Source organism: Frankia sp. R43 (assembly GCF_001306465.1).
GTDB classification, from domain to species: Bacteria; Actinomycetota; Actinomycetes; order Frankiales; family Frankiaceae; genus Parafrankia; species Parafrankia irregularis.
Window position 1 is genome coordinate 268,282 of sequence record NZ_LFCW01000005.1, and the last position, 13,867, is coordinate 282,148.

The window sequence follows — 13,867 nt, forward strand, 5'->3', positions numbered from 1 at the left end:
ACCAGGCGACACCGTCCGTCCCGGCGCCAGCCGATACTGTCTCCGCACGCGTGCGGCTTGCACGCATGCCAGGTCAGATGGGGTGGAGGGCGGTACGGGTGACACAGCCGGGGATCTTCGGGCTCGGTACTCCGGAGCACTGCTATCTGGAGTTCTCGCTGCACCAGGACGCGTCTGCCGCCGATCTGGTCAAGGCGGTCGCGGGCCTGAGCGACCCGCTGTCGACCGGCGGCGGGGTGAACCTCGTCGTGGGCTTCCGGCCCGAGCTGTGGGCACAGGTCGCACCGGACGAGCTGCCTCCGGACGTCCGGAGCTTCACCGAACCGATCATCGGTACCGACGGTTTCCAGATGCCGGCCACCCAGCGGGACGCCTGGGTGTGGGTCGCGGGCGGCGACCGCACGGCGGTGTTCAACAACAGCCGCAACGTCATCGCCGCCCTCGCCGACATCGCGTCGGTGGCCAGCGAGGTCACTGGCTGGGGGTACGAGCACAACCGTGACCTGACCGGTTTCATCGACGGGACGGAGAACCCGTCCCTGCTGGTGGCGCCGAATGTCGCGGTCGTGGGGGCGGGCGGGCCGGGTGCCGGCAGCAGCGTGCTGCTGTTCCAGCAGTGGCGGCACGACTCCGACGCCTTCCAGGCCCTGCCCGTCGAGGAGCAGGAGCGGGTGATCGGGCGGACGAAAGCCGACAGCGTCGAGCTGGACGAGGACGTCATGCCCGCCACCTCGCACGTCTCGCGGACCGTCGTCGAGGAGGACGGCGAGGAGCTGAAGATCTTCCGCCGGAACACGGCCTACGGCGCCGCGACCGAGCACGGCACGATGTTCGTCGGCTTCAGCCGCGAGCAGCGGGTGCTCGATATCATGCTGCGCCGGATGGCCGGCGCCTACGACGATGGCCTGCGCGACGAGCTCACCCGCTACTCGACGCCGGTGAGCGGCGCCTACTACCTGATCCCGTCGGTGGCCGCGCTGAGCCGTTTCGCCCCCGAAGACGAGGACTGAGCGGGCCGGGGGCCGAGTCAGCCAGGCCATCTACGCCCCGGGGCGCTCGGCCGGCCGCGGCGCCGGTCGCGCCACCGGCTCGGCGATGGGGCCGGACCGGCGTGCCCGCCGGCCGCGTGCGATCTCGGTGGCCAGTGCGTCGAGGGGCTGGACGAACTGGGCGAGTGGATCAGCGTCGCATGCAGCGGACTCAACGGGCTCGCCTGACACCGCCACCGGGACGCCTGACACGGCCACCGGGTCCGCTGACACCGCCACCGGGTCCGCTGGCACGGCCACCGGGTCGACTGCCCGGGAGGTCGCGGCCTCCCGGGCGGCGCGCGCGAGGCGGGTGAACCAGTCCTGGGCGGCCTCGAGCCCGGCTGGGTCGAGGGCGTAGAAGCGGCGGGCGCCCGCGGCCCGCACAGTCACCAGGCCCGCGTCGCGTAGCACCCGTAAATGCTGCGAGACGGCGGGCTGGGAGATCTGCGCGTCGGCTCGCAGCGCCTCGACGACGGCCCCCGCCGGCTGCTCTCCACCCGCGGCCAGCAGCTCCAGAATCCGTCGGCGGGTCGGTTCGCCGAGCGCGTCGAGGGCGAGGTCCACCTAGTTCCCGGAACCCGAGGAACCCTCGGAGTCCGAGGGTTCCTCGGGCAGGGTTGTGTAGAAGGCGACCGTCCGCCCCGCGGCGTCGTGGGCCGGGCCGGGCTCGTCGCCGTCGCTGACAGCGGCGTCTGCCCAGCCGGCGGCTGACCTGCGGACGAACTCGATCCCTTCGGGCGAGGTGGGAAAGGTGATCGCGATCGTCGGGTCGACCGGCGCGCCGCTTTCCAGGTGCAGGCCGAGGCCCATCAGCGCGAGGTCCCAGCCGACGCCGACCGCACCCGGGCCGAACTGCCCCCACATCTGCGGGTCGACCGGTGCCTCATGGACAAGCTCCAGTGTGGTGCCCCGGCCAGCCGGGGCGAGCGTGATCTCCAGCCACGACATCATCTCCCCGAACTCCCAGGTCACGGCGAACGAGTCGGGTGCGGTGCAGCGTTCGACCACGCCACCGGCGTTGCCTTCGAGCTGGTAGCGCCCACCGACCTCAAGGTCTCCGCTGACGGGCAGGAACCATCGCGGGATGCGCTCGGGGCTGGTCAGCGCCTCCCAGAGGTCGAGCTGGTCGGTGGGATAGGTGCGGCGAGCCACGACAATCCTGGTCGCGGCCCCGTCCCGGGTGCCGCTTCGAACCTCTCGGACTACCAGCCCGGCCGTGGCCGCGGGATCAGCGATCATAACCTCACCCTATAAGCATGGGCTTATATTTCAAGCGTATGCGCCTGCCGGTTGTCGGGCGAGTTCGGCGGGCCGCGTCCGCATCGACACGTCCTGGTGGTCGCGCTGGCAGCGCGGACGAGGTCATCGGCGGTTCGGGTGGTTCGGGCGGTTCCGCGGAACCGTGAACCGCCCGATGCGGTTCCGCGGAACCGCCCGACCGATGCGGTTCCGCGGAGCAACCACACCGCGCGGTTCCGCGGAACCGCGCCTCGTCAGGGGTTCCCCGGAACCGGCCCTCGTCAGGTGAGCCCGGCGATGACGGCGTTGAGGGATGCGGACGTCACGGCGCTGAACAGTCGCGCCGCGATCCGCCCGTCGGAATCGAGCACGAAGGTTGTCGGCAGGCCCGGAACGTTCCAGCGCGCCGCCACAGTGCCCCGCTCGTCGACGATGTTCGGGTAGTGCACGGCGTTGTCACGCACGAAGGCCCGGGCGGCGGCGGAACCGTCGGCCTCCCGGTTCACGCCGATGAAGGCGACCTCCGGATGTGTCTGCGCCATCTCGACCAGCGCCTTCGTCTCCGCCCTGCACGGCCCGCACCAGGAGGCCCAGAAATTGACCACGGCCGGACGGCCGCGAATGGACGAGAGGTCGAACGCGTCTGCGGTGAGGGTCCGGCCGGACATGGCCGGCGCCGGCTTCCGGTCAGCGGCCGGAATCACCTCGGCGGCGCCGCCCAGCGATCCGCGTTCGGCGCGGCCACCCGCCGAACCACCGGCAGAACCGTCCGCCGTGCTCGCCCCGGGCGAGCATCCCGCGAATGCCAGTACCAGGCTGGCCCCGACCACCAGTGCGAGAACTGCCAGGCGAGCGGATCCCGGTAGTAACCGTCGTTCGTTCCCCACAGCAGAGCACCTCATCGCCATTCCAGCCAGACCACTTCTACAAGACGTAGAAGCTACCGAACCGGAATTGCACCGGTCTCGCGCCGGTACAGGCGTCAGGTTATCCTGACATCATGAGCAAGAGCGGAAGTCCGTGGCAGGACGCCCGCCGCGCTTGGGAACACCTCGCCGGCTGGCATCGCACCCCCTCGAATCCACCCGCCGACAACCCCCGCAACACCGATAACCCCGATGACCTCGATAACCCCGACAGTCCCGGAGAAGCGGCGCTGGAGGCACTGACCGACATCGGCACGGTGCGCAGACTGCTCGATCAGGTCGAGCTGGACGCGGTCCGCTCCGCCCGGCGGGAACGCAGGTCCTGGGCGGAGATCGCGATTCGGCTCGGCGTCAGCCGGCAGTCCGCCTGGGAACGCTGGCACGAGCTCGACGATGAGATCGCGGGCCCGCGTCCGCCCGCAGGCACCAGCGGGGAAGCCGGCGGCAAGGGCACCGGTGGCAACGCCAGCGGTGCCGCGAGTGGCCAGCCCGGCGACGCTCCCGACGAGAACGCCACGCAGAGCCGACGGCGCTCACTGCGCTTCGGAACGGAATCTCTACTGGGCCGGGCGGCGAGCGAGATGCTGCAGGACGCGACCGACCAGCTCTCGGACGCGCGGCGGCGGCCACGGCGGCACTCCCGCGTCGTACCGAGCGTGATCGGCCTTTCCTGGGACGATGCGCGCGCCAAGCTCTCCGGGGTAAGCCTGATCGGGGTCGGGCCGGACCCCGACGGCCCGCCGCTCCCCGTCGACGCGCTCGACTCCGGTTCGGTCGTGGTGAGCCAGGTTCCCGCCGCCGGCACCCGGGTGGCGATCGGCACGATGGTGCGGCTCAGCCTCGGGCCCGGCGGCGGCTCCGCGGGCGTGCGCGAGCCCCGGCGGCCGGTGCCGTCACCGATCCCCGCCCGCGAGATGCACCCCGAGCCCGCCGACGAGGCGGTCGGCTGACCCGCCGCGAAGGCAGCGGGCACAGCCATGGCCGGCACGGCGGCGGCCACAGCGACGGCAATGGCGGCCACGGCGGGAGCTTCCTCGTCGCGGGCGCCTACCTGCTCGACTGCCTGATCAGCACGCCCCGGCTACCGGTGTGGGGGGACGACCTGCGCGCCGACGCGATCCGGACCGCCCCCGGTGGAAAGGCCCTCAACCAGGCCGTCACCCTCGCCCGGCTCGGTGCGCGGGTGACGGCCCTGGGATGCGTCGGAGCCGACGCGGTCGGCGCGGCCATCCGGGGTGCCCTCGCCGCCGAGGGCATCGACACCGCCGCGATGGCGGTCGTCCCGGGCCTGCCGACTCCGGTCTGCGTCGTCTACTCCCGCGCCGACGGGGAGAACGCTTTCGTGTGGCAGGTGCCGGACGCCTTCGCCGTCACCGCCGATCTCGTCACCGCCGCCCTCGCCGAAACCGGCCCGGCCGCGGGCGCGGGCGCGGCGCGGCCACCGGAGGCGCTGTTCGTCACGCTCGACGCCCCTGAGCACATCGGGGGCGTGCTGAGTGCGGCCGGGGAGCACGGCCTGCGTGTGGTGGTGAATCCGGCGCCGCTGCCGGCGGACCTGTCGGTCGTCGGCGGGATCGCGTGGGAGCAGGTCGACATCCTGGTTCCCAACGAGGCCGAGGCACGGGCCCTGCTCGCGTCTCGGCGAGGTGCGCACGGGCCCGCCGCGCATCTCGCCGACGCCATCGCCGACGAGCTGGGCGTGGAAACGGTCTGCGTGACCCTCGCCGAGCGCGGGTGCGTCCTGCGGATCGACGGGAGCAGCACCGCCGTCCCCGCGCCACCCGCCGAGGTCGTCGACACCACTGCGGCCAGCGACGCCTTCACCGCGGTGCTCTGCGCCCAGCTTCTCACCGGTGCCGGTGCCCAGGCGGCCGTCCGCCGGGCCCAGCACGCCGCCGCGCTCACCATCAGCCGCCCCGGTGCCTACGAGGCCCTTCCCACCCAGGCTGAGCTACGCGGCTGGCCCGACGACGAAAGCGACCGGTAGCGGCGGCACCAACCGCTGCTACCGGTCGCCTCACTCCGTCAGGTCACCGGTCGCCGGTCACCGGTCGCCGGTCAGCGGCCACCGCCTCCACCGGGGACGCCGCCGGCGAATCCACCGCCCGCGAAGCCACCGCCGGCGCCGCCGGGGAACGTCCCGCCGCCGCTGTTGCTGCTGCTGCCGCCGAACAGTCCGCCGCTGTTGGACGAGTCGTCCGAATCGTCGGAGGGCAGCGCGGCGTTGACGTCGGCGAGGACGACCTGGTCACCGGCTTCGAGTCCGGAGGTCACCTCGGTCCGTTCGGGGCCGGTCGCGCCGATCTGCACCTGGACGGCCGTCGCCTTGCCGTCCTTCAGCACGTTGACCGTGGTCAGCTGGCCGGTGCGGTGCACCGCGGACGTCGGCACGGTCAGGACGTCCCTGACCTCCTTGACCGTGATCGACACGCTGGCGCCGGTGCCGTCATAGAGGTTGGCGCTGCTCGGCTTCAGCACGATCCTGACCGGATAGGTCGTGGTCGACCCGGTGCTGCTGTTCAGCGCGCCGATCGACGACACCGTGCCGGTCAGGGGCTCCTTGACACCGTCGACGGTGATGGTCGCCGGGTTGGACACCTTCACCGTGTCGACGGCGGACAGCGGGACCGTCGTGGTGATCTGCTTGTCGCCTTCGCCGAGCACGGTGATGGTCGCGCTCGACGAGAACGAGCTGACCTCGCCGCCGACGGCGACCGAGATGGCGCCGACCGTCCCGCTGATCGGGCTGGTGAGCGTGGCGCCGTTCAGGTTCGCCTGGGCCACCGTGACCTGCGCGGCCGCCGCGTCGATGGCGGCCTGGTCGGCGGCGAGCTGCTCGGCGGTGGCCACCTGGGTCGTCCGCGTCGACGAACCGCCGCCCGTGACGCCGGACATCGCGCCACCGGAGGTGGAGCCGCTGCCACCGGAGGCGCTGAAGCCCGAACCACCGGTACTACCGGTGCCACCAGTCGTGCCGGTACCGCCAGTGCCGCCGGTGGTACCAGTGCCGCCGGTCGTGGATCCGCCGGTGCCGCTGGTCGCCCCACGCCCGTCCGTGCCAGGAGTCGCGCTCTGCGTCGCCGTCGAGCCGGTGCCGCCGGAGGGGCTGGCTGCCGCGGACGGGCGGCTACCGGTGCCCGTCCCAGTACCCGCACCACTGCCAGTACCCGCACCACTTCCGGTCCCCCCGCCGCTGCCGGTACCCGCACCGCTGCCGGTCGAGCCCGTCGCGGACGGTTTCGGGGAGGGAGCGGTCGAGGGCCGGCCACCCGTACCGGAGCCGCCCGTGCCGGAGCCGTTCGTGCCCGGAGCGGACGTCCCGCCGGGGGACGGCGAGGTCGACGGAGGCGAGGTCTGCGGCCCGCCTGATCCGCCGCCGGCGCTGCTCAGCGCGCTGACGGCCTTGTCAAGGTTGGTCTTCGCCGAGGCGAGACGCGAGGTCAGGGAGGCCAGGTTCGACCCGCCCGACGCACCGGACGACCCACTGAACCTGGTCACGAGCGCGTTGATCGCGTTCTGGCACTGCGTGACGTCGATGGTGCCGGTGCCGCCCGCCTGCTGGATCTTCACGGTGTACTCGGCACCGGCCTTCAGCCCGGTGAAGGTGTACGAGCCGGTCCTGGTCGCGATGACGGAGCCGTTGCGGCTCAGCGTCACCTTGTCCTGGTCGCCGACGGTGCCGCTGATCGTGCCGGCCGTGGTCGGCGTCGCGGTGAAGGAGATCGGGGCGGGCGCGGCGCCACTGCCCACTGCGCAGCCGCCGCCCTGAGCGGTCAGCGCGGTCAGGTCGGCACCGAGATCCGCCAGCACGCTGTCCAGCTCCGACTGGGCGGCGATCACGTCCTGCTGTGCCGCGGTCACCGCGGTCGCCAGCGCGCTCGGCTTCCCGGGGGTGGTCGTCGTCGCGGCCGCAGTCGTGGTCGTGGCGGCGGTGTTCGCGGCGGCGGTGTTCGCGGCGGTGCGGATGGCGGCGCCCGTGGAGACGCTCACGATCCGTCCCGCCGAGACCGTGGCCACGACCCGTCCGGTCTCCAGGCTCGTCAGCTGCACGCCGGTGGAACCGCCAGACCCGCCGGAGCCGGGGGCGGCGGTGGAACCGGACGCGGAGTTCGCCAGCAGGCTGACCGCGCCGTCCGACGCCCCGGAGGTCAGGTTCGTCGACCCGCCCTGCGAGCCGCCGCTGCTGCTGGACGTCTGCCCGGAGGCGTCGTTCGCCAGCGTCAGCTTCGCGTCGGCCAGGTTCTGGTTCGCCGTGTTGAGCGCGACCTGCAGCGCGGCCGGGTCCAGATAGGCGAGCACCTGCCCGGCGCTGACCTTGTCGCCGATCTGCACCGGCACCGAGGTCACCGTCCCGCTGACCGGGAAGGCGAGGGTCGCCGTGTTGACCGTGCTCAGGGTTCCGACCGAGGTCAGGGTCTGGGTGACCGACGCGGTGCTCGCGGCGGCGAGCCGGTAGGAGGGGCCGTCATCCCCGCTGGTCGCGAGCCCCGTGCCCACTCCTGCCGCGACGACCACCACCGCGGTCACCGCAACGGCCACGCCCTTGCGCCGGGGCTTCGGCCGGCGCCGCCGGCTCCGCATCGCAGTGGAGTCCGGCCGGGCCCGCACCGCACCGTCAGCCGGCACAGCACCATCGGCCGGCACCGCACCGTCAGCCGCCGGCACCGCACCGTCGGCCGGAACGGCACCGTGGGCAACGGCGACGTCCTCAGCCATTGGCAGTCCCGTTGCCGTTGGAGCCGTTGCCGCCCGCACCGCCGCCGCCACCGAACCCGCCACCGCCGCCGAACCCGCCGGCACCGAAACCGGTCGTGCAGGTTCCGTTCGTCGCGTCGCTCAGCGCGATCCGGGTCGCGGTCACGGTGCCGGTGTCGTCGGTGTCGCCGTTCACGACCGCGCACCGCCCGACCGTCGCCGCGTCGGCGGCCGCCGTGGCCGACTTGGTGTAGGTGGTGCTGCCGTCCACGAGCACCGTGTAGGTGACGGTCTCGTTGCTGCCGAAGCTGGTGCCCGAGACGGTGATCGTGGAGCCGGAGACCGCCGTCACCTCGCCCGTCGCCCGCCCACCGAACCCGCCGCCGCCTCCGGGCGCGCCCTGACCACCGTTGCCGCCGCCACCGAAGCCACCGCCCTGGCCGCCAGGCGCACCGCTCGGCATCGCGGTCGGCATACCACTCGGCATACCGCTGGGCATACCGCTCGGCCGGGTGCCGCCGCCGAAGCCGCTGGTGCAGGAGCCGTCGGTCGGCTGGCTGATCGACACGGTCGTGGCCGTGAAGGACGTCGGCATGGCCGTCGGCTGCGCCGCGGACCGCGCGCTGGGCGTGCCGGAGGCCTGCGTGCCACCCGCGGACACGCTCGCCGCGGTGACGCACACGCCGGTCGTGACATCACCCAGGGCCGCCGAGACGGTCTGGGTGAACGTGGTGCTGTCGCCGAACTTCACCGCGACCTGGCCGGACTGCTGGTTCTGCACCTGCATGGTGCCCGAGTCGACCGCCGCGATGAGCCCGGAAGCGGCCGCGCCGCCGGCCCGGCCGCCGCCGTTGCCCTGCCCGGTCTGCCCGCCGCCCTGCTCGCCCTGCGCGTTGGACGTCCCGGAGGAGCCACCGCAGCCGGCCAGCACCGCGGTCAGCACGGCGGCGGACGCGACGGCGACGACGACGGACGCGCGACGACGCGCAGGACGACGTCCACCGGTCGACGAGCCGGATGACCCCGTCGACGGCACGGACCCGGTCGACGGCACGGAAGTGGGAGCCTGGCCAGTCATGATCTTTGTCCTCGTCATGGTCGGCGACTAGTCGCTGCGGAGCGCGTCGATGGGAGCCAGTCGGGCGGCCCGGCTGGCGGGGTAGACACCGAAGGCGACGCCGATGGCCACGGCGACGGCGAGGGAGCCGAACACCGCCCACCAGACGATGGCCACCGAGTTGTCGATGAACTGGGGCAGTACCAGGGCCCCGGTGATACCCAGCAGGGCACCGACCGCGCCGCCGACGAGGCTGAGCATCGACGCCTCGATCAGGAACTGCCGCCGGATCGCGGCGGGCGGTGCGCCCAGGGCCTTGCGCAGCCCGATCTCACGGGTGCGCTCGGTCACCGAGACCAGCATGATGTTCATGACGCCGATGCCACCCACCAGCAGCGACAGCGCCGCGATGCCGGCCAGCAGCACGGTGAGCGTCTTGCTCACGGACGTCGCCGTGTCGAGCAGCGAGTCCTGGGTGGTGATCGTGAAGTCCGCGCTGGACGAGTCCGTGATGCTGTGCTGGTTCAGCAGCAGGTTGTTGGCTTCCTGGTAGGCCGCCGACAGCGTGTCCGACGAGGTCGCCTTGATGTAGATGGTCGAGACCGAGTTGCGGGTCGTCCCGCCGAACAGCCGGTTCGCCCCGGTCGACATCGGCACGATGGCCTGGTCGTCGAGGTTGCTCGAGCTGTCCGACCCGGCCGATTCGAGCACCCCGATGACCTGGAACGCGATGTTGTTGATCGTCACGCTCTGGCCGACCGGGCTGCGCCGGCCGAACAGCTCCGTCGCCGTGTCCGAAGCCAGGACGGTGACCGCCGCCGACTGGGCTTCGTCCGTCGTGGTGATGAAGCGGCCCTCGGTGAGGGTGCGGCTGCGCACGGGCAGCCAGTCCGGGGTCGTGCCGACCACGGTGGTCGTCCAGTTCGTCGAACCGTTCAGCAGCGACATGGAGCTCTGCTTGATCGGGGCGACGCCCTCGATGTCGGGGGCGGCCGTCTTCGACGTCAGCGCGGTCGCGTCGGCCGTGGTCAGGGTCGACGAGGAACCGAACCCGCCGCGCAGGCCCGTCGACGAGTCCGTCGAGCTGCCCGGCGAGACGATGAGCAGGTTGCTGCCCAGCGAGTTGATCTCCTCCCCGACCTCGTCCTGCGCACCGACACCGAGGCCCACGGTGAGGACCACGGCGGCGATACCGATCAGGATGCCGAGCACCGTCAGCCCGGACCGCAGCCGGTGCGTGCGGATGGCGTCCAGGCCGGTGCGGAGTGTCTCCAGCCAGCCCATCAGCGGGTCGCCGCCTGAGTCGCCGGCTGAGTCGCCGGATGGGCGACCGGCTGGGTCGCCACGGCGGGAGCCGAGCCAGCCACGGAGTCGACGGCGGAGTCGGCCGCGGAGTCGGAATCGATCAGCCCGTCCCGGATCCGAAGCACCCGCCGGGCCCGGTCGGCCACCTCCTGCTCGTGGGTGATTAGAACGATCGTGCGGCCCTGCGCGTGCAGCTCGTCGAAGAGGTTCAGCACGTCGCGGGTCGCCGTCGAGTCCAGGTTGCCGGTCGGCTCGTCGGCGAGGATGAGGGACGGGTCGCCGACCAGCGCGCGGGCCACCGCGACCCGCTGCTGCTGGCCGCCGGAAAGCTCACCGGGCCGGTGCTCGACCCGGTCGGCGAGGCCGACCCGCTCCAGCGCGGCGACGGCCCGGCTGCGGCGGACGTCCCGCCGCTCCCCCCGGTACACCAGCGGCAGCTCGACGTTGCGCCAGGCGGACAGCGACGGCAGCAGGTTGAACTGCTGGAAGACGAACCCGATCCGGCGGTTGCGGATCTCGGCCAGGTCCTCCTCGGTCATCGCGCTGACGTCCTCGCCGGAAAGCCGGTAGGTGCCGCCGGTGAGGACGTCGAGGCAGCCGATGATGTGCATCAACGTCGACTTCCCCGAGCCGGACGGACCGACGATGGCGACGTACTCGCCCTGGCCGATCCGGGTCGAGACACCGCGCAGCGCGGCGACGTCCAGCGCACCGGCCCGGTAGGACTTGGACACCTGGTCCAGCTCGATGACCGGTGGCCCTGCCGCGGTCGCGGTCGCCGCCGCGTCCGTGGTCGCCGCCGCGTCCGTGGTCGCCGCCGCGTCCGTGGTCGCCGCCGCGTCCGTGGTCGCGGCGCCCAGCGGCACCCGAGCCAGCGGCATCGTCGCCGGCTCCTCGTAGGTCACCGGGGTGAACTGGGACGGGACGTCCCGGGACTCAGTGCCCCTGGCCCAGATTTCCGTGTTCGAGGAGTCCGTGGTCGAGAAGTCCGTGGTCGGGGAGTCTGCCGTCGTCGGCGTGTCCGCGAGTCCGTGCTGGGGCGACTCGGCCGCCGCCGCGCGCTCACGCCTGCGCGATCTCCTGGCCATGTCAGTTGCCCCCGCCGGGGAAGCCGCCCCCGCCGCCGGCCGCTCCCCCACTCGGGAAGCTGCCGCCACCGGGGAAACTGCCGGTGCCGCCGCCGAAGCCGCCGTAGCCCTGGCCACCGTTGCGGTTCGTGGTACCGCCGCCGGTGCCGGTGCCACCGGGAACCACACTGATGACGTCGTACTTCACCTGGTCGCCCTCGGACAGGCCGGAGACGATCTGGGTGTAGCCGCCGCTGGCGGTTCCGGTGGTGACCTCGCGGGTCGTCGTCGAGTCACCGGAGACGAGCTTCACGACGGACTTGCCGTCCTGCTGCGTGATCGCGCTGGTCGGGATGACCAGGACGTTGCTGAGCTGCTTGTAGATCAGGGTGACGGTCGCGCTGGCGCCGGAGTGCAGGCCGGTGGGGCTGCCCGTCACCTTGATCACCACGGGGAAGGTCGCGGTCTGGCCGGAGCTGGACGCGATCAGGCCCACCGACTCGACCGTTCCGTAGATCGTGCTGCTGGTCCCGCTCGCGGCCGTGCCCGATCCAGTGCCGGTGCCGGTGCCGGTGCCGGTGCCGCCCGTCGTGCCGCCGCCGCCCGTCGTGCCGCCACTTGTGGTGCCGCCGCCCGCGGTGCCGCCGGCGGCCACACCGCCGTTGCGGGCCGCGAACTGCCCGAAGCCTCCGCCGGTGGTGGTGGAGGAAGAGCTGCTTGAGCTCGGCACGATCGTCGCCTGGTTGCCCTTGGCGATCAGATCGACGCTGTTGGAGTCGACGGTCGCGTTGACGATCCACGAGTCGGTGCTGATGACCGTGATCTGCCCGCTCGTCGACGTGGTGGACGTGCTCCCCGAACCGGTGGACGTCCCGCCGCCCGCGCTCATTCCGCCTGTGCCGCCGCTGCCGCCGCCGGACGACCCGGAGCTGCTCGAGGAGCCGGAGACCTGCTGCCCGACCACCAGGCCCATGCTCGTCACGACGCCGTTGACCGGCGAGGTCATGGTCGCTCCGGCCAGGTCCGTCTCCGCCGAGGTGACGCCGTCCGTCGCGGTCGTGACCGCCGACTCGTCGGCGGCGATCTGCTCGCTGGAGGCGTCGGCGCTCTCGTCGGAGGCGAGCTTCTCCTGGGCGTTGGCCAGCGTCAGCTTCGCCTGGGCGAGGCTGGCGGTCAGCGAGGCCGAGTCGATCGTCGCCAGCTTCTGGCCGACGGTCACCTTGTCGCCCTCGCTCACCAGGACGCTGGTGACCTTGCCGGACGCCGGGAACGTCAGATCGGACTGGGTCGCGGGTGCGATCGTGCCGGTCGTGGAGATCGACTGCTTGATCGTACTGAGCTCCGCCGTCACCGTTCGCGAGGTGACAGTCGGCGTCGCCGCGTCCGCGTCGTCGGATCCACCACGGGTGACCGCGTAGATGATGATGCCGGCGGCGATGACCACCACCACGACCAGCGCGACCAGCAGTCGACGGCGCGCAGCCAGCCGGCCCACGAATGTCATGACCGGGCGCATGGGGCCGGTATCTGTCTCTGCACGTTCGAGAGCTTCTCGAGGACAGCTGTGGCCAGCCCGTGCGGAATCTATGTGTAGGCTATGAATCACCGTTTCCGTTGTTTAGTGCATGGATTTGTGCTGGTAGATCGATGGGCACCCAGATGATCCGGGTTCGGGCGGCGGGCAGACGTTGATCCCACTCCGAAATACCGCACACCGATCCACGGGGACACCACCGGATCGACGAACATCCACCGATCACACACGAACACCGACGGGTCGACCACGCAGGCGACCGGACGTTCCCTCCTGATGCGCTGCCGGACCGAGCCCCGGCGTTCCATCGCCAGTTCCCGGGACGGTGCTTGACCTGAAGCCTGGTTGAGCCTGCAGGATCAGCGCATGATCTTCACCACCGTCGAACTCGCCTATCTGGCCGGGCAGCGCCTCGGCCGGCTGGCCACCGTCGCGCCGGACGGCACACCACAGAACAGCCCGGTCGGTTTCCGGCACAACGCCGCCACCGGCACCATTGACGTGCACGGGTACAACCTGGGCGCCAGCCGCAAGTTCCGCAACGTCGCCGCGACCAGGGTGGTCTCCCTCGTCGTGGACGACATCGCATCGGTGGACCCCTGGCAGGTGCGCGGCCTGGAGATCCGCGGGGAGGCCGACGCCGTCAGCGGCGAGGATCCCCCGGAGGGATACCTGAGCCCGGAGGTGATCCGCATTCGTCCACGGCGGATCATCAGCTGGGGAATCGACCCGGAAGCGCCCGGGATGCAGGCGCGCAACACCTCACTCTGAATCCGGGCACGGCCGACGGCGACTGATTCCTGTTGGTCCGGGGTATGCCCGAGCTGCAGTGAACCTTTTCCGTCGTCAACGCGGACTCGCGGCATCCCTGGCTGTGGAACGTGAGATGGAAAAGGCTCAGTCCGGCCGGAACTTCCTCGATGACATGGCGTTTCATGCGCCGGGGGGAGCAGAGATGGCGTACCGGAAGAGCACCCGATTCCCACTGCTGATCGCCGCTGCCGCACTCGGTT

12 protein-coding genes are annotated in these 13,867 nt (G+C 71.9%); 4 read left to right on the forward strand and 8 right to left on the reverse strand.

The window, feature by feature from the left end:
- The first annotated feature begins 98 nt into the window (after positions 1-98).
- A complete protein-coding gene (locus tag ACG83_RS22165; RefSeq protein WP_054568163.1) occupies positions 99-1,010 on the forward strand; it encodes a Dyp-type peroxidase in 912 nt (303 codons plus the stop codon).
- Positions 1,011-1,040: 30 nt separating this feature from the next.
- Here the strand turns inward: ACG83_RS22165 and ACG83_RS46860 are convergent, their stop codons facing one another.
- The 3 genes from ACG83_RS46860 to ACG83_RS22180 all read right to left on the reverse strand — a co-directional run bounded on the left by ACG83_RS46860 (position 1,041) and on the right by ACG83_RS22180 (position 3,157).
- Positions 1,041-1,595, reverse strand: a complete 555-nt coding sequence (locus ACG83_RS46860; RefSeq protein WP_054568164.1) for a helix-turn-helix transcriptional regulator — start codon at positions 1,593-1,595, stop codon at positions 1,041-1,043.
- A complete protein-coding gene (locus ACG83_RS22175; protein WP_054568165.1) occupies positions 1,596-2,270 on the reverse strand; it encodes an SRPBCC family protein in 675 nt (224 codons plus the stop codon).
- Positions 2,271-2,551: 281 nt separating this feature from the next.
- Positions 2,552-3,157, reverse strand: coding sequence for a TlpA disulfide reductase family protein (locus ACG83_RS22180; protein WP_161934787.1), 606 nt, complete (start codon positions 3,155-3,157; stop codon positions 2,552-2,554).
- A 113-nt stretch (positions 3,158-3,270) separates the two neighbouring features.
- On the opposite strand from ACG83_RS22180, the gene ACG83_RS46110 reads away from it, so the two are divergent.
- On the forward strand, positions 3,271-4,146 hold the full coding sequence (locus ACG83_RS46110) for a PASTA domain-containing protein (protein ID WP_054568167.1): 876 nt from the start codon (positions 3,271-3,273) through the stop codon (positions 4,144-4,146).
- Positions 4,147-4,283: 137 nt separating this feature from the next.
- Positions 4,284-5,183, forward strand: a complete 900-nt coding sequence (locus ACG83_RS22190) for a PfkB family carbohydrate kinase (protein WP_054568168.1) — start codon at positions 4,284-4,286, stop codon at positions 5,181-5,183.
- Between the two features lie 71 nt (positions 5,184-5,254).
- Here the strand turns inward: ACG83_RS22190 and ACG83_RS22195 are convergent, their stop codons facing one another.
- From ACG83_RS22195 to ACG83_RS22215, 5 genes are all read right to left on the reverse strand, one after another.
- Positions 5,255-7,912, reverse strand: coding sequence for a biotin/lipoyl-binding protein (locus tag ACG83_RS22195; protein ID WP_054568169.1), 2,658 nt, complete (start codon positions 7,910-7,912; stop codon positions 5,255-5,257).
- The gene (locus ACG83_RS22200; protein ID WP_235498091.1) at positions 7,905-8,969 is read right to left on the reverse strand and encodes a hypothetical protein; all 1,065 of its coding nucleotides are present in this window, start codon (positions 8,967-8,969) and stop codon (positions 7,905-7,907) included. Before ACG83_RS22200 ends, ACG83_RS22195 begins: the two co-directional genes overlap by 8 nt.
- Before the next feature lie 27 nt (positions 8,970-8,996).
- Positions 8,997-10,232, reverse strand: coding sequence for an ABC transporter permease (locus tag ACG83_RS22205; RefSeq protein WP_054568170.1), 1,236 nt, complete (start codon positions 10,230-10,232; stop codon positions 8,997-8,999).
- A complete protein-coding gene (locus tag ACG83_RS22210; protein WP_369812908.1) occupies positions 10,232-11,134 on the reverse strand; it encodes an ABC transporter ATP-binding protein in 903 nt (300 codons plus the stop codon). The genes ACG83_RS22205 and ACG83_RS22210 overlap by 1 nt, the downstream gene beginning before the upstream one ends.
- 208 nt (positions 11,135-11,342) lie before the next feature.
- A complete protein-coding gene (locus ACG83_RS22215; protein ID WP_054568559.1) occupies positions 11,343-12,824 on the reverse strand; it encodes an efflux RND transporter periplasmic adaptor subunit in 1,482 nt (493 codons plus the stop codon).
- Positions 12,825-13,220: 396 nt separating this feature from the next.
- Here ACG83_RS22215 and ACG83_RS22220 point away from each other — a divergent pair, with 396 nt between their 5' ends.
- A complete protein-coding gene (locus ACG83_RS22220; protein ID WP_054568171.1) occupies positions 13,221-13,625 on the forward strand; it encodes a PPOX class F420-dependent oxidoreductase in 405 nt (134 codons plus the stop codon).
- Positions 13,626-13,867 lie beyond the last annotated feature (242 nt).

What these genes read in the sequence shown, in the direction of transcription:
- ACG83_RS22200 (WP_235498091.1), bottom strand. Translation starts at nt 8,969, where the DNA reads ATGACTGGCCAGGCTCCCACTTCCGTGCCGTCGACCGGGTCCGTGCCG.
- ACG83_RS22220 (WP_054568171.1), top strand. Translation starts at nt 13,221, where the DNA reads ATGATCTTCACCACCGTCGAACTCGCCTATCTGGCCGGGCAGCGCCTC.
- ACG83_RS22195 (WP_054568169.1), bottom strand. Translation starts at nt 7,912, where the DNA reads ATGGCTGAGGACGTCGCCGTTGCCCACGGTGCCGTTCCGGCCGACGGT.
- ACG83_RS22175 (WP_054568165.1), bottom strand. Translation starts at nt 2,270, where the DNA reads ATGATCGCTGATCCCGCGGCCACGGCCGGGCTGGTAGTCCGAGAGGTT.
- ACG83_RS22210 (WP_369812908.1), bottom strand. Translation starts at nt 11,134, where the DNA reads ATGCCGCTGGCTCGGGTGCCGCTGGGCGCCGCGACCACGGACGCGGCG.
- ACG83_RS22205 (WP_054568170.1), bottom strand. Translation starts at nt 10,232, where the DNA reads ATGGGCTGGCTGGAGACACTCCGCACCGGCCTGGACGCCATCCGCACG.
- ACG83_RS46110 (WP_054568167.1), top strand. Translation starts at nt 3,271, where the DNA reads ATGAGCAAGAGCGGAAGTCCGTGGCAGGACGCCCGCCGCGCTTGGGAA.
- ACG83_RS22215 (WP_054568559.1), bottom strand. Translation starts at nt 12,824, where the DNA reads ATGACATTCGTGGGCCGGCTGGCTGCGCGCCGTCGACTGCTGGTCGCG.